General features: G+C 43.6%; 28 protein-coding genes. 15 read left to right on the forward strand and 13 right to left on the reverse strand.

What is annotated here, in order from left to right:
* Positions 1-78 precede the first annotated feature (78 nt).
* On the forward strand, positions 79-675 hold the full coding sequence (locus HUJ21_RS08360) for a YigZ family protein (protein ID WP_291368700.1): 597 nt from the start codon (positions 79-81) through the stop codon (positions 673-675).
* Here the strand turns inward: HUJ21_RS08360 and HUJ21_RS08365 are convergent.
* Positions 668-1,270, reverse strand: coding sequence for a 3'-5' exonuclease (locus HUJ21_RS08365; RefSeq protein ID WP_291368702.1), 603 nt, complete (start codon positions 1,268-1,270; stop codon positions 668-670). The genes HUJ21_RS08360 and HUJ21_RS08365 overlap by 8 nt on opposite strands.
* A complete protein-coding gene (gene nhaC, locus HUJ21_RS08370) occupies positions 1,267-2,751 on the reverse strand; it encodes a Na+/H+ antiporter NhaC (RefSeq protein WP_291368704.1) in 1,485 nt (494 codons plus the stop codon). The genes HUJ21_RS08365 and nhaC overlap by 4 nt, the downstream gene beginning before the upstream one ends.
* Before the next feature lie 198 nt (positions 2,752-2,949).
* Between nhaC and HUJ21_RS08375 the strand changes: the two genes are divergently transcribed.
* Complete coding sequence (locus tag HUJ21_RS08375) at positions 2,950-3,429, forward strand: Mpo1-like protein (RefSeq protein WP_291368706.1); 480 nt, start codon at positions 2,950-2,952, stop codon at positions 3,427-3,429.
* Positions 3,430-3,540: 111 nt separating this feature from the next.
* On the forward strand, positions 3,541-5,556 hold the full coding sequence (locus HUJ21_RS08380) for a monovalent cation:proton antiporter family protein (protein ID WP_291368709.1): 2,016 nt from the start codon (positions 3,541-3,543) through the stop codon (positions 5,554-5,556).
* A 271-nt stretch (positions 5,557-5,827) separates the two neighbouring features.
* On the opposite strand, the gene queA is transcribed toward HUJ21_RS08380, so the two are convergent.
* Complete coding sequence (queA, locus tag HUJ21_RS08385) at positions 5,828-6,877, reverse strand: tRNA preQ1(34) S-adenosylmethionine ribosyltransferase-isomerase QueA (protein ID WP_166143077.1); 1,050 nt, start codon at positions 6,875-6,877, stop codon at positions 5,828-5,830.
* A 114-nt stretch (positions 6,878-6,991) separates the two neighbouring features.
* On the opposite strand from queA, the gene HUJ21_RS08390 reads away from it, so the two are divergent.
* On the forward strand, positions 6,992-8,239 hold the full coding sequence (locus HUJ21_RS08390) for an ABC transporter permease (protein WP_291368711.1): 1,248 nt from the start codon (positions 6,992-6,994) through the stop codon (positions 8,237-8,239).
* 25 nt (positions 8,240-8,264) lie between these two features.
* Here HUJ21_RS08390 and recA read toward each other — a convergent pair whose 3' ends face one another.
* Positions 8,265-9,323: a recombinase RecA gene (gene recA, locus HUJ21_RS08395; RefSeq protein ID WP_291368713.1), complete on the reverse strand. Its 1,059-nt coding sequence runs from the start codon at positions 9,321-9,323 to the stop codon at positions 8,265-8,267.
* A 173-nt stretch (positions 9,324-9,496) separates the two neighbouring features.
* Here recA and HUJ21_RS08400 point away from each other — a divergent pair, with 173 nt between their 5' ends.
* The 3 genes from HUJ21_RS08400 to HUJ21_RS08410 all read left to right on the forward strand — a co-directional run bounded on the left by HUJ21_RS08400 (position 9,497) and on the right by HUJ21_RS08410 (position 12,206).
* A complete protein-coding gene (locus tag HUJ21_RS08400) occupies positions 9,497-10,306 on the forward strand; it encodes a DUF3108 domain-containing protein (RefSeq protein WP_291368715.1) in 810 nt (269 codons plus the stop codon).
* A gap of 142 nt (positions 10,307-10,448) precedes the next feature.
* Entirely contained in the window at positions 10,449-11,138 is a 690-nt protein-coding gene (locus HUJ21_RS08405; protein WP_166143069.1) for a response regulator transcription factor, read from the forward strand.
* A 3-nt stretch (positions 11,139-11,141) separates the two neighbouring features.
* Positions 11,142-12,206, forward strand: a complete 1,065-nt coding sequence (locus tag HUJ21_RS08410) for an ATP-binding protein (RefSeq protein ID WP_291368718.1) — start codon at positions 11,142-11,144, stop codon at positions 12,204-12,206.
* A gap of 83 nt (positions 12,207-12,289) precedes the next feature.
* Here the strand turns inward: HUJ21_RS08410 and HUJ21_RS08415 are convergent, their stop codons facing one another.
* Together HUJ21_RS08415 and HUJ21_RS08420 are read right to left on the reverse strand one after the other, a co-directional pair.
* On the reverse strand, positions 12,290-12,478 hold the full coding sequence (locus HUJ21_RS08415) for a nucleotidyltransferase substrate binding protein (protein WP_291368720.1): 189 nt from the start codon (positions 12,476-12,478) through the stop codon (positions 12,290-12,292).
* Between the two features lie 12 nt (positions 12,479-12,490).
* Positions 12,491-12,712 (reverse strand): hypothetical protein, encoded by a 222-nt coding sequence (locus tag HUJ21_RS08420; protein WP_291368722.1) that lies wholly within the window; start codon positions 12,710-12,712, stop codon positions 12,491-12,493.
* A gap of 258 nt (positions 12,713-12,970) precedes the next feature.
* On the opposite strand from HUJ21_RS08420, the gene HUJ21_RS08425 reads away from it, so the two are divergent.
* Complete coding sequence (locus tag HUJ21_RS08425; RefSeq protein ID WP_291368724.1) at positions 12,971-13,684, forward strand: RluA family pseudouridine synthase; 714 nt, start codon at positions 12,971-12,973, stop codon at positions 13,682-13,684.
* Between the two features lie 474 nt (positions 13,685-14,158).
* On the opposite strand, the gene HUJ21_RS08430 is transcribed toward HUJ21_RS08425, so the two are convergent.
* From HUJ21_RS08430 to HUJ21_RS08440, 3 genes are all read right to left on the reverse strand, one after another.
* Positions 14,159-15,352: a DUF4221 family protein gene (locus HUJ21_RS08430; RefSeq protein WP_291368726.1), complete on the reverse strand. Its 1,194-nt coding sequence runs from the start codon at positions 15,350-15,352 to the stop codon at positions 14,159-14,161.
* Positions 15,353-15,841: 489 nt separating this feature from the next.
* Entirely contained in the window at positions 15,842-16,282 is a 441-nt protein-coding gene (locus tag HUJ21_RS08435) for a PIN domain-containing protein (protein ID WP_291368728.1), read from the reverse strand.
* Positions 16,279-16,482 carry a hypothetical protein gene (locus HUJ21_RS08440; RefSeq protein ID WP_291368730.1) on the reverse strand — a complete coding sequence of 68 codons (204 nt, stop codon included), beginning with the start codon at positions 16,480-16,482 and terminating at the stop codon, positions 16,279-16,281. Before HUJ21_RS08440 ends, HUJ21_RS08435 begins: the two co-directional genes overlap by 4 nt.
* Positions 16,483-16,752: 270 nt before the next feature.
* Between HUJ21_RS08440 and HUJ21_RS08445 the strand changes: the two genes are divergently transcribed.
* From HUJ21_RS08445 to tsf, 5 genes are all read left to right on the forward strand, one after another.
* Positions 16,753-17,358, forward strand: a complete 606-nt coding sequence (locus HUJ21_RS08445; RefSeq protein WP_291368731.1) for a Uma2 family endonuclease — start codon at positions 16,753-16,755, stop codon at positions 17,356-17,358.
* 201 nt (positions 17,359-17,559) lie between these two features.
* Positions 17,560-18,003 (forward strand): 50S ribosomal protein L13, encoded by a 444-nt coding sequence (rplM, locus tag HUJ21_RS08450; protein ID WP_166143061.1) that lies wholly within the window; start codon positions 17,560-17,562, stop codon positions 18,001-18,003.
* Positions 18,004-18,016: 13 nt separating this feature from the next.
* Positions 18,017-18,403: a 30S ribosomal protein S9 gene (rpsI, locus tag HUJ21_RS08455; RefSeq protein ID WP_291368732.1), complete on the forward strand. Its 387-nt coding sequence runs from the start codon at positions 18,017-18,019 to the stop codon at positions 18,401-18,403.
* 46 nt (positions 18,404-18,449) lie between these two features.
* The gene (gene rpsB, locus HUJ21_RS08460; protein WP_291368734.1) at positions 18,450-19,211 is read left to right on the forward strand and encodes a 30S ribosomal protein S2; all 762 of its coding nucleotides are present in this window, start codon (positions 18,450-18,452) and stop codon (positions 19,209-19,211) included.
* A gap of 112 nt (positions 19,212-19,323) precedes the next feature.
* Positions 19,324-20,154: a translation elongation factor Ts gene (gene tsf, locus HUJ21_RS08465; protein WP_166143055.1), complete on the forward strand. Its 831-nt coding sequence runs from the start codon at positions 19,324-19,326 to the stop codon at positions 20,152-20,154.
* A 761-nt stretch (positions 20,155-20,915) separates the two neighbouring features.
* Here the strand turns inward: tsf and HUJ21_RS08470 are convergent.
* From HUJ21_RS08470 to HUJ21_RS08485, 4 genes are all read right to left on the reverse strand, one after another.
* Complete coding sequence (locus tag HUJ21_RS08470; RefSeq protein ID WP_291368737.1) at positions 20,916-21,329, reverse strand: NUDIX hydrolase; 414 nt, start codon at positions 21,327-21,329, stop codon at positions 20,916-20,918.
* A 170-nt stretch (positions 21,330-21,499) separates the two neighbouring features.
* Entirely contained in the window at positions 21,500-21,997 is a 498-nt protein-coding gene (locus HUJ21_RS08475; protein ID WP_291368739.1) for a hypothetical protein, read from the reverse strand.
* A 103-nt stretch (positions 21,998-22,100) separates the two neighbouring features.
* Positions 22,101-22,949 (reverse strand): lysylphosphatidylglycerol synthase transmembrane domain-containing protein, encoded by an 849-nt coding sequence (locus HUJ21_RS08480; protein WP_291368741.1) that lies wholly within the window; start codon positions 22,947-22,949, stop codon positions 22,101-22,103.
* A complete protein-coding gene (locus tag HUJ21_RS08485) occupies positions 22,930-23,883 on the reverse strand; it encodes a glycosyltransferase family 2 protein (RefSeq protein WP_291368743.1) in 954 nt (317 codons plus the stop codon). Before HUJ21_RS08485 ends, HUJ21_RS08480 begins: the two co-directional genes overlap by 20 nt.
* Before the next feature lie 203 nt (positions 23,884-24,086).
* On the opposite strand from HUJ21_RS08485, the gene HUJ21_RS08490 reads away from it, so the two are divergent.
* Together HUJ21_RS08490 and HUJ21_RS08495 are read left to right on the forward strand one after the other, a co-directional pair.
* Positions 24,087-25,181: a Gfo/Idh/MocA family oxidoreductase gene (locus HUJ21_RS08490; protein ID WP_291368745.1), complete on the forward strand. Its 1,095-nt coding sequence runs from the start codon at positions 24,087-24,089 to the stop codon at positions 25,179-25,181.
* Between the two features lie 78 nt (positions 25,182-25,259).
* Positions 25,260-26,924: a phospholipid carrier-dependent glycosyltransferase gene (locus HUJ21_RS08495; RefSeq protein ID WP_291368747.1), complete on the forward strand. Its 1,665-nt coding sequence runs from the start codon at positions 25,260-25,262 to the stop codon at positions 26,922-26,924.
* The last annotated feature ends 61 nt before the right edge of the window (positions 26,925-26,985 follow it).

The raw sequence follows: 26,985 nt of genomic DNA on the forward strand, positions 1-26,985 counted from the left end.
GGGATTACAAATCTTACATTGAAATGCCTAAATTAGCAAATATTCACACACCTGACCCTTCGAAAGCAAAACAGCTGTATGAGCGATTCATTCAAGACCATCAAAGCACCGGCTACAGGACTGTATAAAGAAAAGGGAAGTAAGTTTCTGTCGTTTATCTACCCTGTGGAAAATGAAGCCGAGGTACAGGAAATGGTAAACCAGCTAAAAAAAACCTACCATGATGCCCGCCACCACTGCTATGCCTATGTTTTGGGCAAAGAAATGGACTACTTTCGGGCGAATGACGACGGAGAACCTCATCATAGTGCCGGAGACCCCATTTTGGGGCAGCTGCGGTCTAATGAACTTACCCAATCCCTTATCGTGGTAGTCAGGTATTTTGGAGGAACCAAATTGGGGAAAGGTGGCCTGGTCCAGGCATACAAAACCGCTGCAGCGGAAGCCATCGCCTCGGGAGAAATCATTACCAAAACCCTTACCACTGCACTGACCATCACTTTTGATTATGAAGCCATGGATCAGGTGATGCATACCATCAGTCGCCATGAGCTGAAAATTGCCCATCAGGATTTTGGTAACAGCTGCCGTATTCAATTGGAATGCAGGGAAAATTTACGTGAGGAATTGAAAGCCTTGTTTAAAGGCATTCCTTCACTGAAAATACTCACATAGAAAAGATTTCGTCCAGATAACCCTGCTTGTAAAGTTTAAGAAATATTTCCAGGCAGGCCCATGCATCGGTTGCCGCATAAAGCAACTGTTTGTTGGTCAGGGCCGGTGCTTCCCAGTTAGAAACCTGCTCGGATTTAGAGATGCGGATACCCAAAACCATGGCGCTTAGGTTCCTCACACCTACATTCAAAAAACCCACTCGCTTTAGCTCTTCATTGAGATCAAAAAAGGCATCAGGTGAAAAACCGGGAGAAATCTTTTTTAAAGCCTTGATATCATCCCTTACAGCAGCCCCCACCTTAACAATTCGGGAGCTTTCCAAAACCGCTTTGGCTTCATCGGGAAATCCTATCTCGTTCAGCCTGATCAGATAAGCTCTTTCTTTGGTGGCCAATTGCAGTAAGGCCACTTCATGGCTTACCCCTCTTCTGAATGCGGGCCGGGTCTCGGTATCGAAGCCTACAAAAGATTGAGAAAGCAGTTCTGTCTCCATAAGCCTTAGGGCTTTTTGGTCTTCTACAAGGACGATCTCTCCTTCAAAAGCCCCTAATTCCATTTCGTTTACCTCCTGCTTGCTTATTTTTAATGGTATCATGCCAAAATTTCTTCTTGCTTGATTGTTTTCATTTCTTCCTTAGAATAATAATTTATCCCCCAATTCAGGTAACCAAACAGTATGGTCATAAAAGGACTGATGATATTGAAAAAACAATATGGTGCATAGGTCAGGGTCGCCACGCCCAATACGGATGCCTGGGTAGCACCACAGGTATTCCAGGGAATGAGCACAGAGGTGACAGTGGCACTATCTTCCAATGTCCTACTGAGATTTTCTCCTTTCAGTCCTCTTTTTTTGTAAATATCCGAATACATCCGGCCGGGCACCAATATGGCCAGGTACTGATCAGAGGTAGTGACATTAAAAAACACGCCTGTTCCGGCAGTAGCGGCAATCAAGGAACCCACAGAGTTTACCTTGCTGATTACAGCCTCCGCAATGACTTTTAGCATACCACTTACTTCCATGATTCCTCCAAAAACCATCGCACAAATAATCAGCCAAACGGTGTATAACATGCCCGCCATACCGCCTGTAACCAATAATTCATTGACAATTTCATTAGAAGTTACGATGGCAGTATCACCAAAAAGTGATCCCATTACGATTCGGAAAGTCTGCAAGGCAGTGCCACCTTCTATACCGGTGGCTAGGCTTCTGATCACCTCGCCCTGAAAAATTACAGCAAATAATGCCCCCAGCAGTGCTCCTGCCAGCAAGGTGGGTATGGCAGGGACTTTTTTCATAATAAGCAAAAGCACCAATGCAGGAACTATAAAAAGCCAACCATTAATGGTAAATGTACCTGATATTACGCGGGATATTTCCTCTACCTGTCCTATCGTGCCGGCCGGCTGCCCCCAAATCCCAATAATACCAAATATGACCAGGGTGATGGAAATGGATGGGACAGTGGTTTTGACCATGTGCCGGATATGGGTAAAAAGGTCTGTGCCTGCCATGGCCGGGGCCAGGTTGGTCGTGTCGGACAGGGGTGACATTTTATCACCAAAATAGGCTCCGGAAATAATCGCCCCCCCGATGATTCCTTCACTAAAACCTAAAGCCTTGCCTATCCCGAGCAAAGCAACTCCTACCGTGGCTACCGTGGTCCAACTGCTCCCGGTAGAAACAGAGACCACCCCACAAACCACACAGGCGGCAAGGAGAAAGATTGAAGGGTTCAATACCTTAAGTCCATAATAAATCATGGCTGGAACAATTCCGCTGATCATCCAGCTTCCTGCCAGGGAACCGATCAATAACAATATCAAAATAGAAGACATGGCCGAGGAAATGCTCCTGATAATGCCATCCTGTAACTTGTCCCAATGAACACCCAACCTGAAAACGGCCATCATTCCGGCAATTCCGGAAGAAATAACCAGCACCAACTGATTGGAACCCAAAAGTCCATCGGTACCAAACACATTGATATTGATCGCCAAAAGGACAATCAGGAAAATAATCGGAAATAAGGCTTCCCATAAGGAAGGTTTTCTTGAAGATCTATCCATTTATAAAATTTGTAGGCATAGAAAAGCTTAAAGTTAAAAAAAAATATGAATTTACTATCTTTACCTACAGAACTCTTTTGAAATTTGAAATAACAACCCAAATGACCAAATTTAATTTCAAATTCGAATGGGCTTGTATGGATATCATTTTTTTTTATTAACTTAAAACAAATTATCAAATGAACAAATATCCTGAGCATGAGGAGAATTGATAATCTACTAACCGAATATGGCATCAGCCATCAGCATCCCACCAATAAAATCATACATTGGATTTGTGTGCCTGCTATTTTTTTTAGTATAGTAGGCCTGATTTACTGTATACCAGCCGGTCCCATGCTGGAATTTGGTTCTATTTTAGGAGATTTCGCCAATTGGGCCACTTTGATTCTATTGCTGGTCTTCTTTTATTACTATTCGCTTTCACCTCCACTGGCTTTGGGCATGTTATTGTTTTCTGCGAGCTGCCTGGCACTTGCCAACTTTTTGGACCTGATTTTGCCTTTCCCTTTTTGGTCGTTTTGTGTACTTGTCTTTTTATTGGCCTGGATACTTCAATTTTACGGACATAAAATTGAGGGCAAAAAACCTTCTTTTTTCAAGGATCTTCAGTTTTTGCTTATAGGTCCTGCCTGGTTGATGCATTTCATTTACAAACGATTAGGGCTTTCCTATTGATATTACCAGAGTAAAGCGCCCGTTACCACCGTCTTCCCAATTGCCGGTCCTTTACTATATTTGTTATATTTTGTTTAACTTGTTATCGTGAATTTTTAAATAAACGATCAAATGAACCCCCTAATATTAGCAGCAGCTGAAATACCTCTCTTATCAGATATTGTGGTCATCTTTGGATTGGCCATACTGGTGATCCTGCTTTTCATGCGGCTAAAACTGCCCACCATTATCGGGTATTTGCTTACCGGTGCCATAGCCGGACCCTATGGCCTTTCCTTGGTCGATGCTTCTACTGCGGTGGAAGTGCTTTCTGAAATTGGTGTGATTCTACTGCTTTTTGTCATAGGCATGGAATTTTCCCTGAAAAGCCTGATGGCTATTAAAAAGGCGGTTTTTATTGGAGGTAGTCTGCAGGTAGCCCTGACCATAGCTGTGACAGCTATCATTACGTATTTTTTTGGATATGATTGGAACATTGCCGTGTTTTTCGGGTTTCTCTTTGCTTTAAGTAGCACGGCTATTGTGCTCAAACTCCTTCAGGAAAGTGGACAAATCAATACCATATCCGGCCGCACTACCCTGGCCATATTGATTTTTCAGGACATTATTATTGTCCCCCTGGTATTGTTTACCCCTATGCTGGCAGGAGAATCGGACAACATCCTGCTTTCCTTATTTTACATGGCTTTGAAAGGCGGGTTGGTAATCATTTTGACCATACTGAGTGCCAAATACCTGATACCCCAATTGTTGTACCGGGTGGCCAAATCCAAAAATGAGGAACTATTTCTCCTGAGCATAATTGTCACTTGTTTTGCCGTAGCCTATGTCACCTCCTTACTTGGTCTTTCTCTTGGTTTGGGTGCTTTTTTGGCAGGTTTGATCATCAGTGAGTCCGAATACAGCCACCATGCTACCGGTAAAATTTTGCCTTTCAGGGAGATATTCCTCAGCTTCTTTTTTGTCTCTGTGGGCATGCTTTTTGATATCAGCTTTCTGGTGGACCACATCCTGATCATTCTGGCGCTGGTCCTGTTGACATTTGTCGTTAAATTTTTGGTCGTTTCCTTATCCGTTAAAGCTATAGGGAGCAATTTTAAGGAATCTTTTATAGTTGCATTTTCAATTTTCCAGGTGGGTGAATTCTCCTTGTTACTGGCAAAAGAGGGATTGAAATACGAGCTATTGGACAATACTACTTACCAGTATTTTCTGGCCATATCCATCATCACCATGATCATTACGCCCTTTGTCCTGAAAAGCAGGGAAAACCTGGCCTGCAGGGTATTGAATATCCCGGTGCCCAAAAATTTCAAAGCCCGGTTTGGCGATAAACTGGATTTGCCTGCCGGCGAAATAGAAACCGATCAGCTCAGCGACCACCTTATCATTATTGGTTTTGGCCTGAATGGACGCAACCTGGCCAAGGCGGCCAAAAGGGCTAACATACCTTATGCAATCATTGAAATGAACCCGGAAACAGTAAAAGTGGAAGCTGCTAAGGGTGAGCCCATCATGTATGGAGATGCGGCGAATGCTGTGGTTCTGGAACATGTAAAAATCCATAAAGCCAGGGTGGTGGTGATCGCCATATCCAACCATGAGTCTACCAAAGGGATCATTATCAATATCAGGGATGCCACTCAAAACGCTTTTATTATAGTACGGACCCGATACGTAAACGAAATAGAGGCCATGCTCAAATTAGGTGCTGATGAGGTAATCCCTGAAGAATTCGAAACTTCCATCGAGATTTTTACCAGGGTCCTGAACAAATACCTGGTGCCCAAAGGGGAAATTGAAGATTTCACGCATGATGTAAGGTTTCACAATTATGAGGTCTTCAGGACCTTGACCAGTGACAATGGCAATACCATCACGCTGGATGTACCCGAAATCAACTTTGCGGGCATAAAGGTGGAAAAAGACCATGGGTCCCTGATAGGAAAAGCCATTAAAGACATCAATCTCAGAGAGCAGGTAGGTATCAACATGGTGGCCATCAAACGGGAAGGTAAAACCAAAACGGAAATTACAGGAAACACCAAAATAAAGCTCGGTGACATTGTCTATGTAGTGGGTCGGCCAGAAGCCCTGGAAAAATTTGAAAAGGAAGTCAGTATTTAAAGACCTTTGATAGATATATTTACCTAGGTTTAATTGCATTTGGTCAGAAAATCCCCATTATTATTTTCCGGAAAAAAGAATTTGAGGCCAAATAGGCATCTTTCAAACCGTCAAACCAAATGCAACACCAAAAGGTAGCACTTGTCCTGATTTTTTAAGTAGGGGATTTTTAACCTTCATCATTGTGATTCCAATTGCATCATCCGGGTTTAAGCAAAAAAACCCGTAGAAAAAATATCTCTACGGGTTGCTTAATAGTAGTTCTTACATCTTAAAGGATCAGCATAGCATCACCATAACTGAAGAACTTATAATTTTCCTTGATGCCCTCCTGGTAAGCCTTCATGATCAGGTCATACCCTCCAAATGCGGAAGCCGTCATCAGTAATGTGGACTCTGGCAGGTGAAAATTGGTGATCAGGGCATTGGCAATCTTAAACTCATAGGGCGGAATGATAAATTTATCGGTCCAGCCACTGCTGGCCTTGAGTCGGCCATTGGCGGTAACTGAAGATTCAATCGTTTTCAGGGAGGTGGTTCCTACGGAAACAACTTTTTTCTTAGTGTCCAAAGCCTTGTTTACCAAATCCACTGTTCCCTGAGGAATATCGTAATTTTCAGAATCCATTTTGTGTTTGGTCAGGTCCTCCACATCTACCTGCCTAAAAGTTCCCAATCCTATGTGCAGGGTGATGGGGCATACCTCTACCCCTTTGATCTCAAGTCTTTTTAACAAGTGCTGCGTAAAATGCAATCCTGCAGTCGGGGCAGCGACGGCTCCCACATGCTGGGCAAAAATGGTCTGGTACCTTTCCCTGTCGGCATCCACCACGTCCCTTTCTATAAATTCTTTCAAGATAGGCGTTTCTCCGAGGGTATCGATGGTTTTGTAGAATTCTTCATCCGTGCCATCAAATAAAAACCGGATCGTACGTCCCCTGGAAGTAGTGTTGTCGATCACCTCTGCAACCAGGTCGCTATCTCCAAAATAAAGCTTGTTGCCTACCCTTATCTTTCGGGCGGGGTCCACCAATACATCCCAAAGCCGAAGTTCCTGATTCAGCTCTCTCAACAGAAAGACCTCAATTTTGGCACCGGTCTTTTCCTTATTTCCGTAAAGCCTGGCCGGAAAAACCTTGGTATTGTTGGTGACGAATACATCTCCTTCGCCAAAATACTCGATGATATCTTTAAAAACCCGATGTTCTATTTTACCCGTATCCCTGTGAACCACCATTAATCTGGATTCATCCCGGTTTTCCGGTGGGTACAAGGAAATAAGTTTTTTGGGAATTTCAAATTTGAAATCTGATAACTTCATGTGTATATATTTTGGAAATAAAGCGTAAACGTAATTATCGTAAAAAATGCAAAGATAGTAAGAAATTACCCTTATTCTATCTATATTGTAAAATTGTTTTAAATATTCTGATATTTGATGATACTAAGGCTCCTCTGGGAAAGTTTTCGCTTTGCGATGCAGGCGTTAAAATCCAATTTAACCCGAACCATTCTATCCCTTCTGGGAGTCACAGTAGGCATATTTGCCATTATTGCAGTTTTCACCCTGGTGGATTCCCTGGAAAGAAACATCAAGGATAGCCTTACTTTTTTGGGAAGCAATGTGATTCGGGTAGACAGGTTTCCCTTTTCTTCGGGTCCCCAGGAATACCCCTGGTGGCGGTATTTCCGACGTCCACCCGGCAGCTATTCCGAATTCACCTTTCTCGACGAACGCCTCAGCAGTGCTGCCGGAGTCACCATCTTTGCCAATACCCGTACGACTGTAAAAGCTGGAAGCAATGCCTATGAAATGGCAAATTTGGATGGGGTGGTTTACAACCATATTAAGGTATACGATATTCCTATACAGGAGGGTCGTTTTTTTACAGAAATGGAAATCAAGGCATCGCGAAACGTTTCCATTATCGGTGTGAAGATTGCCAATGCCCTGTTTCCGGGACAAAGTCCTATAGGCAAGGAATTCAAGATCAAAGGTTTGAAATTCATCGTTATCGGAGTACTGGAGGAAGAAGGCGAGGGCCTTTTTGACACTCCGTCCAAAGACGAGGCACTGATGGTCCCCTATGGGGCCTTCAACAAACTTTTTTACGTAGGAAAAAACGGCATAGAACCAACCATTGCCGCCAAAGGCAGGGACGATGATCCGGGTTTGATTGCCCTGGAAAATGAAATGACCGGACTTTTGAGGGCCAAAAGGGGGCTTAAACCTACTGAAGAGAATAATTTCGCATTGAATAAATCAGAGTTTATACAAGATGCCGTTGGTTCGATCTTTGCCGTTATTTCCCTGGCAGGTTGGGTGATCGGAGGTTTTTCCATTTTGATCGGTGGTTTCGGTATTGCCAATATCATGTTTGTCTCCGTCAAGGAACGCACCGGCATCATAGGCATTCAAAAATCTTTGGGCGCAAAAAATTATTTCATCCTTACCCAGTTTCTTTTTGAAGCTACTTTCCTGAGCCTGATAGGAGGCTTTGCCGGCTTAATGATCGTATTTGGTGCCACCTTCATTTCCTTGGGAAACCTGGAAATCATCCTGAGTTTTAAAAACATAATGCTTGGCATAGGACTTTCCTCAGCCATAGGCATTGCCTCAGGAATAATTCCGGCTTCCATGGCAGCAAAAATGGATCCGGTAGAAGCTATCAGAACTACCTAAAATCGAGCAACGGAATATAAACCGCTTATTTTTCCTCTTCTTTTACTTCTTTTTTCCCTTTTCCGTTAGATTTGTTTTTACTTTCTTTCAGAATACCTGCCTTTTCCTTGATCTTCAATTCCAACTCATCCATCAATTCAGGATTGTCCAGTAGAAGGGTTTTGACGGCATCCCTTCCCTGGCCCAGTTTGTTCCCGTCATAAGAAAACCAGGAACCTGCTTTTTTCACAATTTCAAACTCCACTCCAAGATCTATGATTTCTCCGACCTTGGAAATGCCTTCTCCATACATGATGTCAAATTCTACTACTTTAAATGGAGGAGAAACCTTGTTTTTGACGACTTTCACCTTGGTCCGGTTGCCCAGGATATTGTCTGCCCCTTCTTTTATTTGCCCGATCCTGCGGATATCCAGCCTTACGGATGCATAAAACTTTAATGCGTTTCCTCCGGTGGTTGTTTCAGGATTGCCAAACATGACCCCAATCTTCTCACGAAGCTGGTTGATAAAAATACAGGCACAGCCTGTTTTGTTGATGGCTCCGGTCAATTTTCTCAAAGCCTGAGACATCAACCTGGCCTGAAGCCCCATTTTTGAATCGCCCATTTCTCCTTCGAGCTCTCCCTTAGGTACCAGAGCAGCTACAGAGTCAATGACAATGATATCGATGGCCCCGGACCGAATCAGGTGTTCCGCAATCTCCAGCGCCTGCTCCCCATTGTCAGGCTGGGAAATCAGCAGGTTTTCTATATCTATACCTAACTTTTCTGCATAGGTTTTGTCAAAAGCATGTTCTGCATCTATGAATGCTGCCAGGCCCCCGGCCTTTTGTGCCTCTGCAATGCAGTGCATGGAAAGGGTGGTTTTTCCGGATGATTCAGGGCCGTATATTTCTATGACCCTCCCACGTGGCACTCCTCCTATTCCCAGGGCCATATCCAGGCCCAGGGAGCCAGTTGAAATAGCAGGCACGTCCAGTACAACATTGTCGCTCAATTTCATGACCGTACCTTTGCCATAGGTCTTCTCCAGTTTGTCCAGCGTCAGCTGAAGGGCTTTAAGTTTTTCAGTATTTGCACTCATGGTATGTATTCAAATCTTTCAATTGATAATGTGAAAGTAAACATTAGCCGCTTCATTACCAACTGTGGATAACCATTGTTTTTGTATTTCGTTATACTACTTTTGGATATTTAAACGCTGGCTGTTGATATTCAAAATGGTATAGACTTTGATCATAGCCCATTAAAAAATACATGAACCTGTACCTACAATCCATAATCATTGCAGTCTTGATGCTCCTGCAGGCCCCAGAAAAGGATGTACCTTCCCTGAGGAAAAACCAGGCATTTACCACAGGAGAAGAGCTGACGTTTAATGTTAGCTATTTTTTCATCAATGCCGCAGAAGCCAAAATGGTTATTTCGGATCAGATTCACCGGATAGATGGCCGCCCCGCTTACAAAATAGATGTGTTTGGGCGTACCTTGAGTATTTTCAAATTATTTTATGTCAAAGACAATTGGGGGAGCTATATAGATACAGCTCAAATTGTCCCTTTTCGTGCATACAGACACATTGAGGAGGGCAACTACCGAAAACATGAGGTGATTGACTTTGACCACCAGAACCAGAATGCTGAAGTAAAATTGTACGACAGGGAAAATAAAAACCTGACCAAAATTGAGCATTTTGACATCCCCAATAATGTACAGGATATCGTAAGCGGGTACTACCTGTTGAGAACTATGGATCTTAAAGGATTGAAAAAAGGAGATGAGGTTTCGATCAAAGGTTTTTTCGATAAAAAAAATTATAACCTAAAGTTAACATACGAAGGGATGGATGAGGTATCTACCGAGATTGGTGATTTCAACACTCATGTATTTAGTCCCACTTTGCCCAGCAACAAATTGTTTCGGGGCAAGAAACCGGTGAAAATATGGATAACGGCAGATGCCAATCGCATTCCTGTAAAAATCAAGGCCAGCATGATGGTGGGCTCCATCAACATGGACATCGTTTCTGCCAAGGGACTGCTTAACAATAGCTTGACGAAAAATTAATGGTAAAGTAACACTTGTCGTTTTTTTACAAAATCTTCTTTGGGTGTAGCCCAAATCTTTCCCTGATTTAAGTCTGATTTTTTTTATTATCCCTACCTTTGGTTCAGCAATTTAAATCCTGTTGTTTTTAGCTAACAAAGCAATGAGTGAAAAACAAAAATTAAAGGTTTTGGTAGTAGATGATGAAGAAGACATCATCGAAATATTAACTTACAATCTGGAAAAAGAAGGTTATGAAGTGAGCACTGCCAATAACGGTGTAAAAGCCGTCAAAAATGCCATTTCCTTTAAACCGGACGTCATTTTACTGGATATCATGATGCCCAATCAGGATGGTGTGGAAACCTGTAGACAAATTAGAGAAATCCCCGAGCTAAAAAATACCTTTATCATATTTTTGACGGCCAGGTCTGAGGAGTACTCAGAGGTTGCCGCCTTCGATGTAGGGGCAGACGATTATATCCACAAGCCCATCAAGCCCAGGGCACTGATTAGCCGGATAGGCGCCTTGTTTCGCAGGGAAACGAAAAAGGAAACGGACTCCAACCAAATCGCAGTCAGGGACCTGATCATTGACAGGAGCAGTTACACGATCAGCAAGGATGGTCAAATTATCATTTTGCCCAAAAAAGAATTTGAACTGCTTTACTTCCTGGCCAAAAACCCCAATATGGTCTTTAGCCGCGATGAATTGTTGAAGAATATCTGGGGGGCGGATGTTTTTGTGCTGGCCAGAACCGTGGATGTGCATATCAGAAAGGTCCGGGAAAAAATTGGCGATGATTATATTTTCACGGTCAAAGGGGTGGGCTATAAATTTAATTTGCTTTGATCCATGGTTAGCACCTCCCGGGGAATCGCGCTTATCTTATCTTTTTCGATCGCTGTATTATTGGTTGCATTTTTATCCCTTATTGAGGATAGCAGAGGCCTGGTGTTGCTGGCTACGGGTGCCCTTTCTTTTTCCATCAGCTACCTGCTGATCCATCTCAGCCTGGAATTTTTGGTGTTCAGGGAAATCAGCAACATCTATAATGTCCTGGAAAAAATCCAGAAAAAGGATGTTGCCATCAAGGCCACCAAAAAAATGAAAGCCTCCCTCCCCCCACTGAAAAGCCTGCAGGCCAATATCAATGCTTACGCTGCTGCCAAAAACAGGGAGATAGAAACCCTACAAAAAAACGAGACTTTCAGGAAGGAGTTTATCGCAGATATTTCTCATGAATTGAAAACCCCGATCTTTGCCGCACAGGGCTATATCCATACCCTTCTGGATGGAGCTGTGGAAGACCATACCGTCAGGGATAAATTCCTGAAACGGGCAGCCAAAAGCTTGAACAACCTGGAAAACCTGGTGCAGGACCTGATCACTATCAACCAGATAGAAAGTGGGTTTATCCGCTTCCACCCGGTAAATTTTGATCTAAAGAATTCCATTATGGAGGTCATCGAACAGCTGGAAGGAAAGGCCCATAAACGGGGTATCAAAATAGATTTCCAGTACGAAGCGGGCAGCACTTATATCACCTACGCCGACCGGGATAAAATTTACCGGGTACTACAAAACCTGGTGTCAAATGCCATCAAATACAACAAGGAAGAAGGGAAAGTAACCATACAATTGAGCCATAATAAAAACCACCTGAGCATTAAAATCAAGGACCAGGGTCCGGGCATCCATCCGGAGGATTTGAAACGTATCTTTGAGCGGTTTTACCGGGTAGAAAAAAGCCGGTCCAGGGAAAAGGGTGGCACCGGTCTGGGCCTGGCCATTGTCAAACATATCCTGGAAGGGCACAAAAGTAAAATTTCGGTCAGTTCCATTGTAGGCAAAGGTTCGGTTTTTAGCTTTGACCTGCCGGTAGGAACAAGTGCGGTATTGCCAGGCAAGAAGGAGTGAAACCCGAACAAGCCCGAAAAGAACGGGAAACTGTTGATTTGCGCTATTCATTAAAAGAATTTTTGTAGCGTCTACTCCTACCACTACTCCTTTTCATAAAACAGCCTGCCTACCCGATCAATAAGATCCAGCAAGTCGGTATTTTTAATTTTTATCATATCCATCCAAATCTCCCCATCCTCAATTAACCCGTTTTTAAAGGCTTCCCGGCTGGCATCTCTTGATCCATGAATTTCAGGATTCCCCTGATAGAAAAAGAAATCTTTCATCACTAGCCAGGCAAGCTAGTGGGTATTTTCAAAGGACTGTTTAAGCCCTTGTTTTTGAAGTCTGCTTAAGTCACGTGTATCGGCAAGTCCTACTGCTTCTTCAAGCTGTTTAAATGCTTTCCTGTAATTTGAAAACCGCTGTTTCCAGCGTCCAGTGTACATCATTGTCCATAGGTACAATTCGCCAGTAGCAATTAAATGGGTATCAGGTTGGTATTTGTAGTCATCTCGTGGCACCTAAAGGTTTTTGTTACATTGAACAATAATTCAACCCAAAATTGAAGCAGGTAAATTAATCATTTCGGATGGTGAAACAAACTGCAGCTACCCCTTTTACCTGGTTTTCACCGGAAAATTAAATCGTCCTGACTTATCCCTTTTTCTAGTCAATAGCCATTTCTGCACCAAACAAGCACCTAAAATCCTGTCGCTTTATTTACTTTTGATTTTTTTATACCCGCTAATTTCGGAACTTCGGGCCGAAAATAAGGCAGCATGAAAAAAATAGACTTTACATCACTGATATTGCTGGAAACGGAGGACTACATCATCGTCAATAAACCACCTTACTTCGCCACCCTGGAAGACCGGCATGAGGCGCAAAACATGCTTGCCCTGGGAAAGGAATATTGGGAGGACTTGCAGGTCTGCCACCGGCTGGATAAGGAAACCTCCGGCTGCCTGGTCTTTGCCAAAAACCCGGAAGCTTACCGGCACATCGCCCTGCAATTCGAAAACCGTACCGTAGAGAAAGTGTACCATGCCGTGGCCGAGGGCATTCACGATTTCGATGGGGTGCTGGTGGACCGCAACCTGACGGCCAGCAACAAGGGGATCGCCCGCATTGCGGCGCAGGGAAAACCGGCGCAAACGCTCTTCAAAACCCTGAAAACCTATTTTTCCCACAGCCTGATCGCCTGCAAGCCCATCACCGGCAGGCTGCACCAGATCCGGGTACACCTGGCCTACCTGGGTGCGCCTATTTGCGGGGATACGCTCTACGGAGGAAAGCCGCTTTACCTGTCCCAGCTCAAGCGAAAGTTTAACCTGAAAAAAGACACCGAGGAAAGGCCTATCATGCAGCGGGTGTCCCTGCATGCGCAATCCATCAGCTTTCAGGACCTGGCCGGTGAGCCCATCACTGCGGAAGCCCCCTATCCCAAGGATTTTGCCGTATTGATCAAGCAATTGGAGAAGACAAGTAAGTAGCAGCGGAATTAACAGAAACGCCGGGTCCAGTGTACCGCTGGATAGCTAATACCAGGATCGAAAGGAACTTTGTAATGCAGACTAAACTACTCCCTACTAATCAAGAAATGAACGGGGTTCCATTTTTCCGTAATACCAGTTCGGTGTTCTTTTCCGTAATCCCCATCTCATAGGAAATATCAAGCGAATCAATAAAAACGAAAGCTTTATTAAAAAGGCCCTAGTTATTTATAAGTGTAGCTTGATCTGGTTTGCACTTAAAAACCATGGCACTTTGCTCGGGAAATGCTTCAAGGACATATTCATAAAACTGAACCTTACAAGTATGACAACCATAGTCCAGCACAATAACAAAAGAAGTATATTAATCTCTTTCCAATCACATTTGCACCATATATGCTTTGCCCTGGTTACTCTGGCAGCCTGATAAAAAACCTGTAACTAAAATAAATATCAAATACGCAATACTTCTTATCATTTCTCCAAATCAAATTGTACGACCTTATACCTCAATTGACTTTCAACAAAATCCGGATGAAATTCATTGTTAATCGAGACATACAAACCTTCCTTTCCTACAAAATGATTGGCATGTCCGTATACCTCATAAGAATCAAAAAGGTGATGCCCAAGGACATTCAGTTCATTATCAAATACCGTGATCCCCGTATAGGGTCTGGACCAGTTAAGGTTGCTGATGTCCTCAGCGGATAATTCCTCTCCCGGCTGGAATCCAGGAAAGAAAAAGCGGTAAAAAACATCCCGGTAGGGATCGTAAAGCAAGGTACCGTAGCGATCGTGAATTAAACGGGCCATATCCGCTTCTGCAGCACTGGAAGGAAGGGAATTAATAACCTGAAAGCTGCTGATTCCCGGAGAGGGGACCGGTTTCCGAATGACTATTTCTCCTGAATGCATATCAAAAACCTGAATTTCATCGTGGTATATGGGTGCCAGATATAGTTTACCTTCCCGTTTCGCCCAGGAAAAGTCTGCCCTTCGTTTCCCGTATTGCCAATAATCCGGTGGATAATAAACCTCGTGCCAGCGCAAGGAATCGGCATCCATATCATAACTGTATATCAGGGGGTGGTCAAAAATCGCTTCAGCATTCATTTTGTGGTGATCCCTAAAATGGGGCTGTGCTCCAAAAACAGAGTTCTGATACTGAAAAAGAGGCCTTTTTTGATTCGCTTCCAGCAGAGGAATTCTCAGCCGTTCATCTTCAATTTCCTTTTTTAACAAAAGGTTTCCATCGAAATTCATCAGGCCTATTGCCGGAGGAGAAAAGGTAAAGAAGATGGAATCTTTGGCAAGAAGCGTCCCACCCGTGGAGCCGCGTAGATTATCAGGCCCTTCCATGTGTACCTGGATTTCATGGAGCAGCCTACCTTCCGGAAACTCAAAAAATTGAAGGCTCTTTTTGATGCCATTAAAAAGGAACAATACGTTCGCAGAATCTGATTCCACCAATTGAATAGTTCCTGGGTTGGTAAAAACCGAATCCGATATATCCATGGTAAGTACCTCTGAGTGGCTTATCTGAATATTGCTGGTATCCGGTTTACAGCCTGGGAAAAAAATTAAGAAGAGCATGGTACCTGCCAAGCCCGGAAAGCTTTGCCAATGCAATTCTATTTCCCATTTTTTTTGGTTTTTCCAATGCATAAAAAATAATATGGGGAAAATAATACAAAAGAAAAATAGATTTCTATTATTTTTATTGTTTTAGTTGTTTTCCCGGCTTTCCCCGATGGAAACTCCGTACAAGGAACACCATGGAAGGGTTTTTATTGTTGATCATAATTTATTGGAACCATATAAGTAATAGAAGATCCAGAATCAAAGTGTTTATTCACCCATCTATCCTTCTCTGGGTTGTTCCCCAACAAATTTCCTGAGCCAGCGTGGCAGCGACATTAGCGTAAATCCGTTTTTCTGGTTACCCATTAGATAGCTAATACCAATAGCTGCAATATCCAGTCAAGTCAGCTCTGGCGTCACCTCCTGTGTCGACTTACCCGGGATTATTCCCTAATGGACTCTGGGTTTAGTACCGGATAGTTGATTTCCCTTCCTTAGCTGGGAATTCAAGTAATTCTTTTTTATTTAATTGATATATCGCATGGTTACTAGAGCATTAAAATTTTAAAACACTTAGTGTTTATCCCGTATTTCCTTAAGATTCGCAGTATTCAGGACCCAATCCACTTCTTGTTGCCGCAACCCCATTAAAAGCTTTTTGTCCCCCGTCCAAAGGGTACTTTCAAGAGCCAAGCTCAAAGCAACAAATGGTGCATCAAACTCATCTATTGGATTCGTCATATCCATGGCAGCCTTCCAAATGGAATCACTTACCAGTGCCAGATCTATTAATTCAATTTTCTTTAGCACCATTCTTTTCAAATAAGAAAGATCCTCTTCCGAAAAACGGGATAAATTTAAAAGTTTTTGGTGGTGGTTTTCCAGTTCTTCTAGTAAAAAAGTGGGGGAATAGAAATCAAGAATTCCGGCAGAGTTGAAAAGAAGATCACTTATCGCCCCTTTAGGGCTCAGGAGCGCACTAAAAACAATATTGGTATCAACCACCACATTCACTTGGTAAATTTGCTTTTGTTTTTATCCCACCAGGATGATTTTGAATCTGTAGCTAATTTATCTATTTGATTTTGGCTGGCTCTGCTTTTTGAAGCTATCTCTCTGAATTTGACATAATCGATAATTCGTTGAAGCCCCACCAGGTCGGTTCCTGAGGGGACCCGGATGACAATCTCCTTGGTTGTTCTTTCGATTTCCATATACGAATATACTCAAAATCTTAAAAATAAGTTCACCCTTCTTGATAGGAGTTTGGAACCACTCCTTCCTATTTGCTCTTACTACGTAATAGAGACATTCGCAATGCCGGTTCTAATTGGAAGAAGTAAACTGCAGGTTAGCTCATGCAAGAAAAATCCGGTTACAAAAACTCCGTGCTGCACCTCCTGCGTCGGCTTACTCAGGACTACCATTTTGAACTCCTACAGGGCGCAAATTCCATTACCTTCATTTTTTTCGTAAATTGAAGCATGGAAAAGGATCAAGACAACAGCACAAAAGAACCCATATCGGAATACGGTCCCTATTCCTATGCAGACTATCTACGATGGGAGCTGGAAGATAGGATGGAAATCATCAAAGGACGGCATTTTAAAATGAATGCCGCTCCCAAAAGACTGCATCAGAAAATATCCCTGCACATTGCCACTGAATTGTATCAGTTTCTGAAAGGCAAAGCCTGTGAAGTCTATGAAGCTCCCTTTGATGTGCGCCTGCCGGTAAAGTCATTAAAAAACGAAGAAATATTTACCGTGGTTCAGCCCGATATTTGTGTGGTTTGTAATCCGAAAAAGCTGGATGAAGCCGGATGCCTGGGTGCCCCGGAACTGATCGTAGAAATCCTCTCCCCGGGAAACAACAAAAAGGAACTCCAATACAAATATGAGGTATACCAGGAAAGTGGGGTGAAGGAATACTGGATCATTCATCCGGATGAGCAGACCTTGCTGGTGTATACACTTACAGCAGACAAGTATGTACCATCCAGGTTATATACCTCCGGGGATATTGTCAAGTCGGATTGTATCGAAGGATTTGCACTAGATTTGGAATTGCTTTTTAGCGAAATGAAATAGGCGGAGAGACCTGGCAGCTTATGGAACCCTGCCAGGACTTATGTCAATTCCCATTGGAGCCCATCCTGCAAGCGTATTCTTGTGAAAATAAGGCAGTAAACTTTAGATTCCTTTGCAATTAATGGAATTTACTTCTATCTTTGTGTCCCTTTTTGAGGGTGAAATGTATTTAACAAGCTAATAATTAAACATTTACACACAGTGAATACTTTAAGCTATAAGACCATATCAGCAAATGATGCCACGGTGGATAAAAATTGGGTGGTAGTGGATGCCCAATCTCAGATACTGGGCAGATTTGCGAGCGAAGTGGCGAAAATGTTGAGAGGGAAGCACAAACCAAACTTTACCCCTCATGTGGATTGTGGTGATAACGTTATTGTCATCAATGCCGAAAAAATCAGACTTACCGGAAGGAAGTGGAATGAAAAAGTATATGTGCGCCATACGGGCTATCCCGGAGGACAACGTATCGCTACTCCCAAAATCCTGATGGAAAAAGCTCCAAGAACTTTAGTAGAAAAGGCAGTAAAAGGCATGTTGCCCAAAAGCAGGCTGGGTAGAAAAATGTACACCAATCTGTATGTTTACGCCGGTTCGGAACATCCCCACAGTGCTCAGAAACCAAAAGAAGTAAAACTTTAATGCTAGCCCGTAAATGGAAGTAATTAACAAAATCGGAAGAAGAAAAGAATCTGTAGCCAGGATTTACATCAAGGCCGGAAATGGCAACATCACCGTAAACAAAAGGGCATTGGAAACCTATTTCCCCTTTGAGTTGCACCAGATAGTGGTGAAACAGCCATTGGCATTGGTCAATGAAGACGGTGCCTATGATATCAACATCAATGTTGATGGCGGTGGTATCAGTGGTCAGGCAGAAGCGATTCGCATGGCCATATCCAGGGCTTTGTGTGAAATCAACGAAGAGCACCGAACTCCCCTGAAAAAGGAAGGATTTCTTACCCGTGACTCAAGAATGGTGGAACGTAAGAAAGCTGGTCGTAGAAAAGCAAGAAGAAGATTCCAGTTCTCCAAACGATAATTTTGGAATTTTTCTCCCAAACGAAATATCAAATCAATATTTATAAATGGCCAATATAGAATATAAAGACTTACTGGATGCTGGTGTTCACTTCGGACACTTAACAAGAAAGTGGGATCCTAAAATGGCACCCTATATCTTCATGGAGAAGAATGGGATCCATATCATCGATCTAAACAAAACGCTCGTTTGCCTTGAAGAAGCATCCAACGCAATCAAGCAAATCGTACGCTCAGGCAAGAAAGTCATGTTTGTAGCGACAAAAAAACAAGCCAAGGACCTGGTAGCAGAGGAAGCCAGAAGGCTGAAAATGCCTTATGTTACCGAAAGGTGGCTGGGCGGCATGATGACCAATTTTGCCACCATCCGAAAGTCCCTGAAGAAAATGTCTACCATTGACAAATTGTCAAAAGACGATGCTTACAGCAACCTGGCGAAAAAAGAACGGTTGATGATCAGCCGTCAGCGGGAAAAGCTTGAAAACGTACTGGGCGGTATATCCGATCTTACCCGTCTTCCGGCAGCCCTTTTTATTGTAGATATCAAAAGGGAACACATTGCCCTTTCGGAAGCCAAAAAACTAGGTATTCCTGTATTTGCACTGGTGGATACCAATTCCAACCCCAACGAGGTGGATTTTCCCATACCTGCCAATGATGATGCTTTTAAATCCATTTCATTGCTGGTGAAGGCATTTGGCGCTGCCATCGAAGAAGGCTTGTCCGAACGAAAGAAAGACAAGGACGAAGCCAAGCTTTCTGAAGAAGAGGAAGCCAAGAAAGCAGCCGACGCTGAAACCAACGAATAATTCACATTGACATCTTATTTACAAAAATTGGACACTGGCTCTGGCCTGCTGTTCAATTTTTGTTTTTACTGTCAATACCTATTGATACATCAACATTAAAATATATAAACCAATGGCGATTACTGCACAAGAGGTAAATAAATTGAGACAAAAGACCGGCGCCGGTATGATGGACTGTAAAAAAGCCCTCACCGAAGCGGAAGGAGATTTTGAAAAAGCTATTGATATCCTGAGAAAAAAAGGGCAGAAAGTATCCGCCTCCAGGGCAGACAGAGAAACCAAGGAAGGCGTGGTAGCCACACATGTCAGTGCCGATGGGAAAACCGGTACACTGATATCCCTGACCTGTGAAACGGACTTTGTTGCCAAAAATGATGAGTTCAGCGGTTTTGCCAATGCCATTTTGGATGCGGCAGTGAAAGCCAATGCAGATTCCATTGATGCCGTTATGGCCCTTCCCTTTGAGGGCATTACCATTGGTGAAAAAATCACCGAAATGACGGGTAAAATCGGCGAAAAGATTGAAGTTTCCCATCTGGAAAAAGTATCAGGCGAAGTAGTAGAACCGTATATCCACTCCAATGGTAAATTAGGGGTACTGGTGGCCCTGACCAATACAGGTGGTGCAGACGTTTCTGAAGCGGCTAAAGATGTGGCCATGCAAATTGCTGCCATGAGTCCTGTAGCCGTGGACAAAGACGGTGTGGATGCTTCCGTGATCGAAAGAGAAATTGAAGTAGGCAAGGACCAGGCAAGGCAGGAAGGCAAGCCCGAAGCCATGCTGGAAAAAATTGCCATGGGCAAGTTGAACAAGTTCTATAAGGAAAATACTTTATTGAGCCAGGCTTTTGTTAAGGACAACAGCCAAACCATTGCGCAATACCTGGACAGCGTAAGCAAAGGATTGACCGTATCCGATTTCAAGCGGGTATCTATCGGTTAATTCCGTTGGTAAAAATATATCCTATCAAAAAACCTGACCCGTATCGGTCAGGTTTTTTTTTGAAATTTTTCTCAGGGCCATTTCTCGAAGTAGGCTCTATGATGGGAAAAATCTGGTGCTGGAGCAGGAAAACGAATTCCCTTCAAAAAAAATGTCAGGGGGTTTAATGAAGGAAATCAAAAATAATACGAAAAAATCCCCCCAACCCTCCGCGGCGGAGGGATTTTGTCTTGGTGCGATTTCATATTTATGCTCTTACCTGCTGGTTTCGGTGACTGGAGGTTAGCTTAAGAATCCATTTCCAACCATTACCAAAATTCTTTGTGTGCTTTGCGCCTTCTTCGTGTCCTTAGTGACTATTTTTTTCAATCTCTGGTCCTAAATGTGTACAAAAAAATCCCCCTTGATCCCCCTTTTTAAGGGAGAATTCACCCTCGATTGATTTCCTATAATTGCGCTATTGCCTGATTATTTCCTTGGCGGGACGATAGCTGTAGCGCCCGCTACAAACCACTGCCAAAATCCTTTGGTTTCTTGGTGCCTTCCTGGTGTGCTTTGTGACCATTATTTTCTACCCGCTCCGCTGTCCTTATTGTATATAAAAATCCCCCTGCCCCCTTATTAAGGGGGATTTATCCTGGATCGATTTTAGATTTGTGCTCTTACCTGCCGGTTTCGATGGCTGGAGGTTAGCTTAAGTATCCATTAAGACACCTTTCCATAATCCTTTGCGTTCTTGGTGTCCTTTGTGACTATTTTTATCAAATCAATCCGGCCGCCTGAACCATTTTGAGGTGGTCAAAGGCCAGGTCCGGTAGTTCAGTAAGCGGAAACCATAGGGCCTCACTGCTGTCCGATCCTGCCCTTGGGCTAAGCTGTTCCTTCAGGGAAAAGTAAAAGGATACACTTACCATCCAGCCGCGTGGATCCCTGCCCTTTTCGGCGAATACTCCCAGCATTTTTTCTCCGGTCAAATCAAGGTTGGTTTCCTCCTTCAGCTCTCTTCTGCAGGCATCAGCGGGCAACTCGTACTCCTCCACAAAACCTCCGGGAAGGGCCCATTGACCCTTAAAAGGTTCATTTTTTCGTCTAATCAACAATATCCGGTTTTCAAGTACATCATGGACAACAGCATCGGTACTCAGGGCAGGTCGGGGATAGTCGTATTGATACATTTTTAAGCCAGCTTATATGGTGGTTAATATCTCAAAAGTCGCACAATTTTTTTTACCTAAAAAAAATATGCCTTGATTTCTCAAAAATAGCACGGGCCTCAATACCGCTCCCCGAGATTAAAACTACCTTTCCCTGAAAAGGAAAGGTAGTCTTGACTCCAAAAATTTTATTATGCTGTTTCCAGATCAATCTTAATGATATACGGTTTTGGCGTTCCATCAGCAGGCTGTTCCAGGTCTTCTCCATCCGTATCAGTCGCTTCATAGGTATACACATCACAACCGCTGGTATCAGACATGGTAACTACAAAATCAAAGGTTACCGACTCGTCTTCGGCCAATACCAATTGAAATTCCGTATTGCCCTCCAGGCTTTCTTCGGCAGCTTCCATGGATTCAATAAAAGGCAGCTCTGCAGAGGTTTCGTCAAGCTCTACAGTAAGTTCAACCCAATCGGAGCCATCCTGATAATAAAGCTTGAAATCTGCTAATTCGTAATCTGAATCTTCATCAAGCAAGTTATTATCATCCGTATCGGTAACTATCAAGCGCAATGGTTCCAAGGTTTGGTCGGTACAGGGTTCCTCATCCTCATTGCAACCCACCAAATTTATCATAAGCAAGCCCGAACCTAATAAAAGCGTAATTTTTCTAAGCGTAGTAATCATTTTCTTGATTTTTTTATGGTTAACTAAAACAAATGAGCGCTCATTGTCCTCCATACGAGACAAGGTCCCGGAATGCTACAGCCCTACCACGAAAAATTTCTTTCTATTCTCTGTACTTAAAAAAAACACCACTGACTGAGGTCATTACCGTCACCAAAAAAAACAAAAGGCTAAATGCTACCGCCACATTCTCGTTAATCCCCACATAATCGTGTGCCAATACAAATACCAATTCCCTTGCTCCCACCCCACCTATGGTCAAGGGCAGGACAGAGACGGTGCTGGACACCAGAAACACAAAAAGGTAAGGGATATACTGCTGCCCCACCCCTAAACTCATTAGTATAAAAAAGGCACTGAAGAGTTGCAATACCTGGTTGAGAAAGGAATATCCTGTGCTGGATGGAATGGATCCCATAAATGACCTGAAAAACAAAAACATGACCAGATAAAACCCAAACGGCAGCAATACCAGGCCAAGCCATCCCAACCAATAAAACGAAAGGAAGAAGTCCAGTCGGATATTGACAAACAGCATCAACGCAAACATCAACCATAGCAATACTGCCAGGCCATTCCCCCTGTCCAGCAAAACACAATTGATTAACTGCTTTACTGGCTTTTGGTGCAACTTGTTGAGCAAATATACTTTGTAGCCATCTCCGCCAATCCCACCCGGCAGAAACAGGTTGTAAAACATACCTATGGCATAGAGCTTTAGATTCTTTGTTTCTGTTATTTGCAGACCTATGTCTTTGAAATAAATATTGAGCCTGATAGCACTGAAAACTTTTGAGACAATAAAAAAAAGCCAGGCAAGCAACAGCCATCCCATATGGGCCGATTGGATGACACGCCAGGTGGCTTTTGTATCAATTTTGTTAAAAACCAGATACAAGGCAGCTCCAGTTAGGAGAATCTTTAGTAAAAGTTTAATCCTCTTTTTTACCACCTTGATGGATTGCTTTCACGGTGTAGGTTTTTTTATTTTGGGACTCAAAATAGGTCCTGACAATGATTTCGGCAACAATGCCTGTGGTGATCAATTGTATACCTCCAAGCACCAGAATAGAACCTACCAATAATATGGGCCTGCCCCAGATGTCCTCCCCCATTAATTTTTCCACCAATAAATAAAAATTAACCAAAATTCCCAGGGCCAGCGAAAGCAAACCCAGGGTTCCAAAGATATGGATGGGCCGCTGGAAATACTTTTGAAAAAAAAGCATCAGGATAAGGTCTGCAATTACTTTAAAGGTGCGGCTCAATCCATATTTTGATGCTCCATGTATGCGTGGATGGTGTTTGACATCCACCTCAGTCATCCTGGCGCCTTCGTGCTTGGCGAGCACTGGAATAAACCGGTGCAGTTCACCATACAAGCCCATGTTTTGGGCAATTTGTGCTTTGTATATCCTCAAGCTACAGCCATAATCTGAAAGGTACACCTTGGTGGTATGCCTGATCAGCCAATTGGCGATTTTACTAGGCAATTTCCGAAGCACAAAACCATCCTGTCTGTTGGCCCTTCTCCCGGCCACCACATCCCAGTCTTCTTTTTTGGCCATGTCCAGCATCATGGGAATATCACTGGGATCATTCTGCAGGTCCCCATCCATGGTTACGATATACTGCCCCTTCGAATGGTCAATGCCGGCAGCAAGTGCGGTTGTCTGCCCGTAATTTTTGTTGAAAATCAAAATTTGGCTCCTTTCGTTTGTCAGGGCTTTCATTTTATCTACGGAACTATCCGTGGAGCCATCGTCTACCAGTATCAATTCGTAATCAATAGATGCCAGTGAATGATAAATTGCTTCCAGCAAAGGGGCAATATTACCTTCTTCGTTAAAAATGGTAACAACTACAGAAATCTCAGGTTGGGCCATACTTCAAAATTTAGGCGAAAATACGTTTTTTTGGCAGCTGCAACAAATAGCACAGCCAAAACATGAACTTCATTCCTGTTTTTCGGACCTACTTTCGACCGCATCCGATATTTGTCCTGCCATTAAAATTCCCTATATTAACTGCAAATTTAAAATGATTAAACCTTACTTTATTATTTGATCAAACCAAAAAGATAAACCTGATGAACTTACATTCCCGAAGAAATGCCCTCAAAACCTTGGCGCTGGGAAGCAGCCTTGCTCTGGTAAATCCTTATGTGTTGCTGGCCCGCAAAAAGAAAGAAAAAATCGGCGTTGCTCTGGTGGGCCTGGGCTATTACAGCACCGACCTGCTGGCCCCGGCACTTCAACAAACGGAACATTGTTACCTGGCAGGTATCGTTACCGGCACTCCCTCCAAAGCCGAAGTGTGGAAGGAGAAGTACCAGATCCCGGAGAAAAACATCTACAACTACCAAACCTTTGACAGCATTGCGGACAATCCGGATATAGATGTGGTTTATGTGGTATTGCCCCCGTCCATGCATGCGGAATATACCATCCGGGCTGCCGAAGCAGGTAAACATGTCTGGTGCGAAAAACCCATGGCGGTTACCAGCCGGGAATGCCAGAACATGATCAATGCCTGTAAGAAAAACAAGGTACAACTGACCATAGGCTACCGGCTGCAGCATGAGCCCAACACCCAGGAATACCGGTCCATCATCCGGGAAAATAAGCTGGGCAAAGTGGAATATGTGGATTGTGCAGCAGGATACACGGAAAACAGAACGGACCACTGGAAGCAAAAGAAAGAAATGGGTGGTGGCGTAATTTATGATATGGGGGTTTATTCCATACAGGGAGCCCGTATGGGAACAGATATGGAGCCCATAGCGGTAGTATCGGCCAAAGCCATTTCTACCCGACCGGAAATTTACAAGGATGGTTTAGCGGATGTAGTAGAAGCCAAACTGGAGTTTCCCGGGAAAATTTATGCGGATATCAAAACCAGTTTTGCCGAGAACATCAATTACCTGACAGTGGAATGTGAGCAGGGTAACATAGAAATGAAACCTTACTCTGCCTATGCGGGGGTGAAGGGAAAAAGCCCCCTGGGAGAAATCAACCACCCCTATCAGGTACCCTGGCAACAGGCCAATCAAATGGACGACGATGCACTGGCCATTCTTGAAAACAAGCCACCACTGGTGCCCGGAGAAGAGGGCTTACGGGACATTGAAGTCGTAGAAGCCATTTTGAAATCGGCAGAATCCGGCAAAAGGGTGAAAATTTAAATTGTCATTTACTTTTGGGAAGAAAAATCTTCCCAAAAGTTTAAATTTTTTAATTTTGCGCATGCCAATTTTTACTCCATGACCTTACTCCAAAAATGGATCCAGGGCTATCAACTGCCCACAGTAGCCTTCCTGTTATTGATAGGTCCTTTTGCCCTGGACTTCCACCTGCACTACCCGGATGAAATGTACTATACGGATGCCGCCATCCGGATGATGCAAAACGGAGACTTCCTTACCACCTATCTGGGCGATGGGATGCTGCGCTTCAAGAAACCCATTCTTACCTATTGGTTTGTGCTTGCCGGTTTCAATGTCTTTGGGGTTTCTGCTCTGGGCTCGCGGATATTTTTCCTTCTGGCCGGAGCAGCCATCATCCCACTGGTCTATCAGATTGCCCGTCTGAGTAGTACAAATAAAAAACTTCCACTATGGTCTGCCTGGATAGCCGCAACCCATCCGGTAGTTATATTTAGCAGTACCCGCTCCATACCGGATATCTTATTGTCGCTTTTCATGACCTTCGCCGCTTTGGGAGTCGCTGGATTAATTCGCTATGGGAAAGACGCCCCAAAAAAGTACCTCTGGATGCTTTATCTGGGGATAGGTCTGGCTTTTGAAGTTAAGGGACTCCCCGCTGCAGCCCTGGGGTTGATTGCCATAGGTTACTTATGGGTCAACCCCTGGAAACCTCTGCCTTTGAAAACTTTAATGCACATTCCTGCCATGCTGACTGGCATTTTCATTGCCTTGTTTTGGTTTGTGGCCATGTACCTTAAATTTGGCCCGGTTTACCTAAATTCTTTTTTGGAAGACCAGGTTGGTATGCGGGTAGGTAGCAGGATCTGGCTGATTGCCCGTCACTTTGTATTCGCCCTGGTGCTGATGTTGGTTTTATTTTTCCCCTGGTTCTTTTTTGGAATTAAAAAAATCAAAGCTACTTCCCTGGCTGTCTTCCATGAAAACCGGGTCTTTATAGGGTTTATCTTGGTTTGGGTATTGTCCATCATACTCATGACGGCACTGGTTTCCAAGTTTTATGAAAGGTATTTGCTCCCGGTGACTCCTCTGGCAGCCATTGGCCTGGCCTGGATATTATTGAAGAAATGGCCTGATGGCTACCCAAGGGGATGGGCCTCCTGGACCTGGTTGTTTATAGGACTCAATGCTTTGGTACTTTTAGTCGCATTGTTTGCCAACATTGAACTTGGCAGTCCTGCCTGGGTTTTTGGCCAATGGGTGGCAGGGCTGCTGATAGTTTTGATGCTGGTCAGAGGGGCCCTTAAAGGCCGTCAGCCAATGGTGCTGCAAGGAATATCCATTTTATTGATTTTCTTTAATCTATCCCTGCTCTCTCATCCTTTGTCTATCCCTCATCAGGGACGGCAAATCAGTACTTTTCTGGAAAAAAACCCTATTCCTGATGGAAGTCACATTGCCTTTTTGGGACATGTCCATTATGGCAGTAAAATAAGAATCGGCCTGGGCAAAGAGCAGCAAGTGAAAACCTTTAGCAGGCTGGAAGATATTCCTGACAGCTATCCATACATTATCTGTGACCAAACTAACAAAGAAAGGCTTCCGGCGGATGGCTACCGCATTCAACTTGCCAGTTTGAATTGGGACCCCAAATATGTGGACAAGATGATTGCAGCCATTCTGAGCGGTGAAACTGAGGCGGAAAAATTAAGATGGGGAAAAAAATATTATTGGGCAGAAAAAATAAAGCGGCCGGTAAACTGAGTCAAGAAATGTACTAAGCTCAATAGCATTAAAAAAAGCTGCCCTGGGGCAGCTTTTAAGG

Source organism: Cyclobacterium sp. (assembly GCF_014762705.1).
In the GTDB taxonomy this organism is placed as follows: Bacteria; Bacteroidota; Bacteroidia; order Cytophagales; family Cyclobacteriaceae; genus Cyclobacterium.

What these genes read in the sequence shown, in the direction of transcription:
- HUJ21_RS08360 (WP_291368700.1), top strand. Translation starts at nt 79, where the DNA reads ATGAGCGATTCATTCAAGACCATCAAAGCACCGGCTACAGGACTGTAT.
- HUJ21_RS08365 (WP_291368702.1), bottom strand. Translation starts at nt 1,270, where the DNA reads ATGATACCATTAAAAATAAGCAAGCAGGAGGTAAACGAAATGGAATTA.
- nhaC (WP_291368704.1), bottom strand. Translation starts at nt 2,751, where the DNA reads ATGGATAGATCTTCAAGAAAACCTTCCTTATGGGAAGCCTTATTTCCG.
- HUJ21_RS08375 (WP_291368706.1), top strand. Translation starts at nt 2,950, where the DNA reads ATGAGGAGAATTGATAATCTACTAACCGAATATGGCATCAGCCATCAG.
- HUJ21_RS08380 (WP_291368709.1), top strand. Translation starts at nt 3,541, where the DNA reads ATGAACCCCCTAATATTAGCAGCAGCTGAAATACCTCTCTTATCAGAT.
- queA (WP_166143077.1), bottom strand. Translation starts at nt 6,877, where the DNA reads ATGAAGTTATCAGATTTCAAATTTGAAATTCCCAAAAAACTTATTTCC.
- recA (WP_291368713.1), bottom strand. Translation starts at nt 9,323, where the DNA reads ATGAGTGCAAATACTGAAAAACTTAAAGCCCTTCAGCTGACGCTGGAC.
- HUJ21_RS08400 (WP_291368715.1), top strand. Translation starts at nt 9,497, where the DNA reads ATGAACCTGTACCTACAATCCATAATCATTGCAGTCTTGATGCTCCTG.
- HUJ21_RS08405 (WP_166143069.1), top strand. Translation starts at nt 10,449, where the DNA reads ATGAGTGAAAAACAAAAATTAAAGGTTTTGGTAGTAGATGATGAAGAA.
- HUJ21_RS08410 (WP_291368718.1), top strand. Translation starts at nt 11,142, where the DNA reads ATGGTTAGCACCTCCCGGGGAATCGCGCTTATCTTATCTTTTTCGATC.
- HUJ21_RS08425 (WP_291368724.1), top strand. Translation starts at nt 12,971, where the DNA reads ATGAAAAAAATAGACTTTACATCACTGATATTGCTGGAAACGGAGGAC.
- HUJ21_RS08430 (WP_291368726.1), bottom strand. Translation starts at nt 15,352, where the DNA reads ATGCATTGGAAAAACCAAAAAAAATGGGAAATAGAATTGCATTGGCAA.
- HUJ21_RS08440 (WP_291368730.1), bottom strand. Translation starts at nt 16,482, where the DNA reads ATGGAAATCGAAAGAACAACCAAGGAGATTGTCATCCGGGTCCCCTCA.
- HUJ21_RS08445 (WP_291368731.1), top strand. Translation starts at nt 16,753, where the DNA reads ATGGAAAAGGATCAAGACAACAGCACAAAAGAACCCATATCGGAATAC.
- rpsI (WP_291368732.1), top strand. Translation starts at nt 18,017, where the DNA reads ATGGAAGTAATTAACAAAATCGGAAGAAGAAAAGAATCTGTAGCCAGG.
- rpsB (WP_291368734.1), top strand. Translation starts at nt 18,450, where the DNA reads ATGGCCAATATAGAATATAAAGACTTACTGGATGCTGGTGTTCACTTC.
- tsf (WP_166143055.1), top strand. Translation starts at nt 19,324, where the DNA reads ATGGCGATTACTGCACAAGAGGTAAATAAATTGAGACAAAAGACCGGC.
- HUJ21_RS08470 (WP_291368737.1), bottom strand. Translation starts at nt 21,329, where the DNA reads ATGTATCAATACGACTATCCCCGACCTGCCCTGAGTACCGATGCTGTT.
- HUJ21_RS08475 (WP_291368739.1), bottom strand. Translation starts at nt 21,997, where the DNA reads ATGATTACTACGCTTAGAAAAATTACGCTTTTATTAGGTTCGGGCTTG.
- HUJ21_RS08485 (WP_291368743.1), bottom strand. Translation starts at nt 23,883, where the DNA reads ATGGCCCAACCTGAGATTTCTGTAGTTGTTACCATTTTTAACGAAGAA.
- HUJ21_RS08490 (WP_291368745.1), top strand. Translation starts at nt 24,087, where the DNA reads ATGAACTTACATTCCCGAAGAAATGCCCTCAAAACCTTGGCGCTGGGA.
- HUJ21_RS08495 (WP_291368747.1), top strand. Translation starts at nt 25,260, where the DNA reads ATGACCTTACTCCAAAAATGGATCCAGGGCTATCAACTGCCCACAGTA.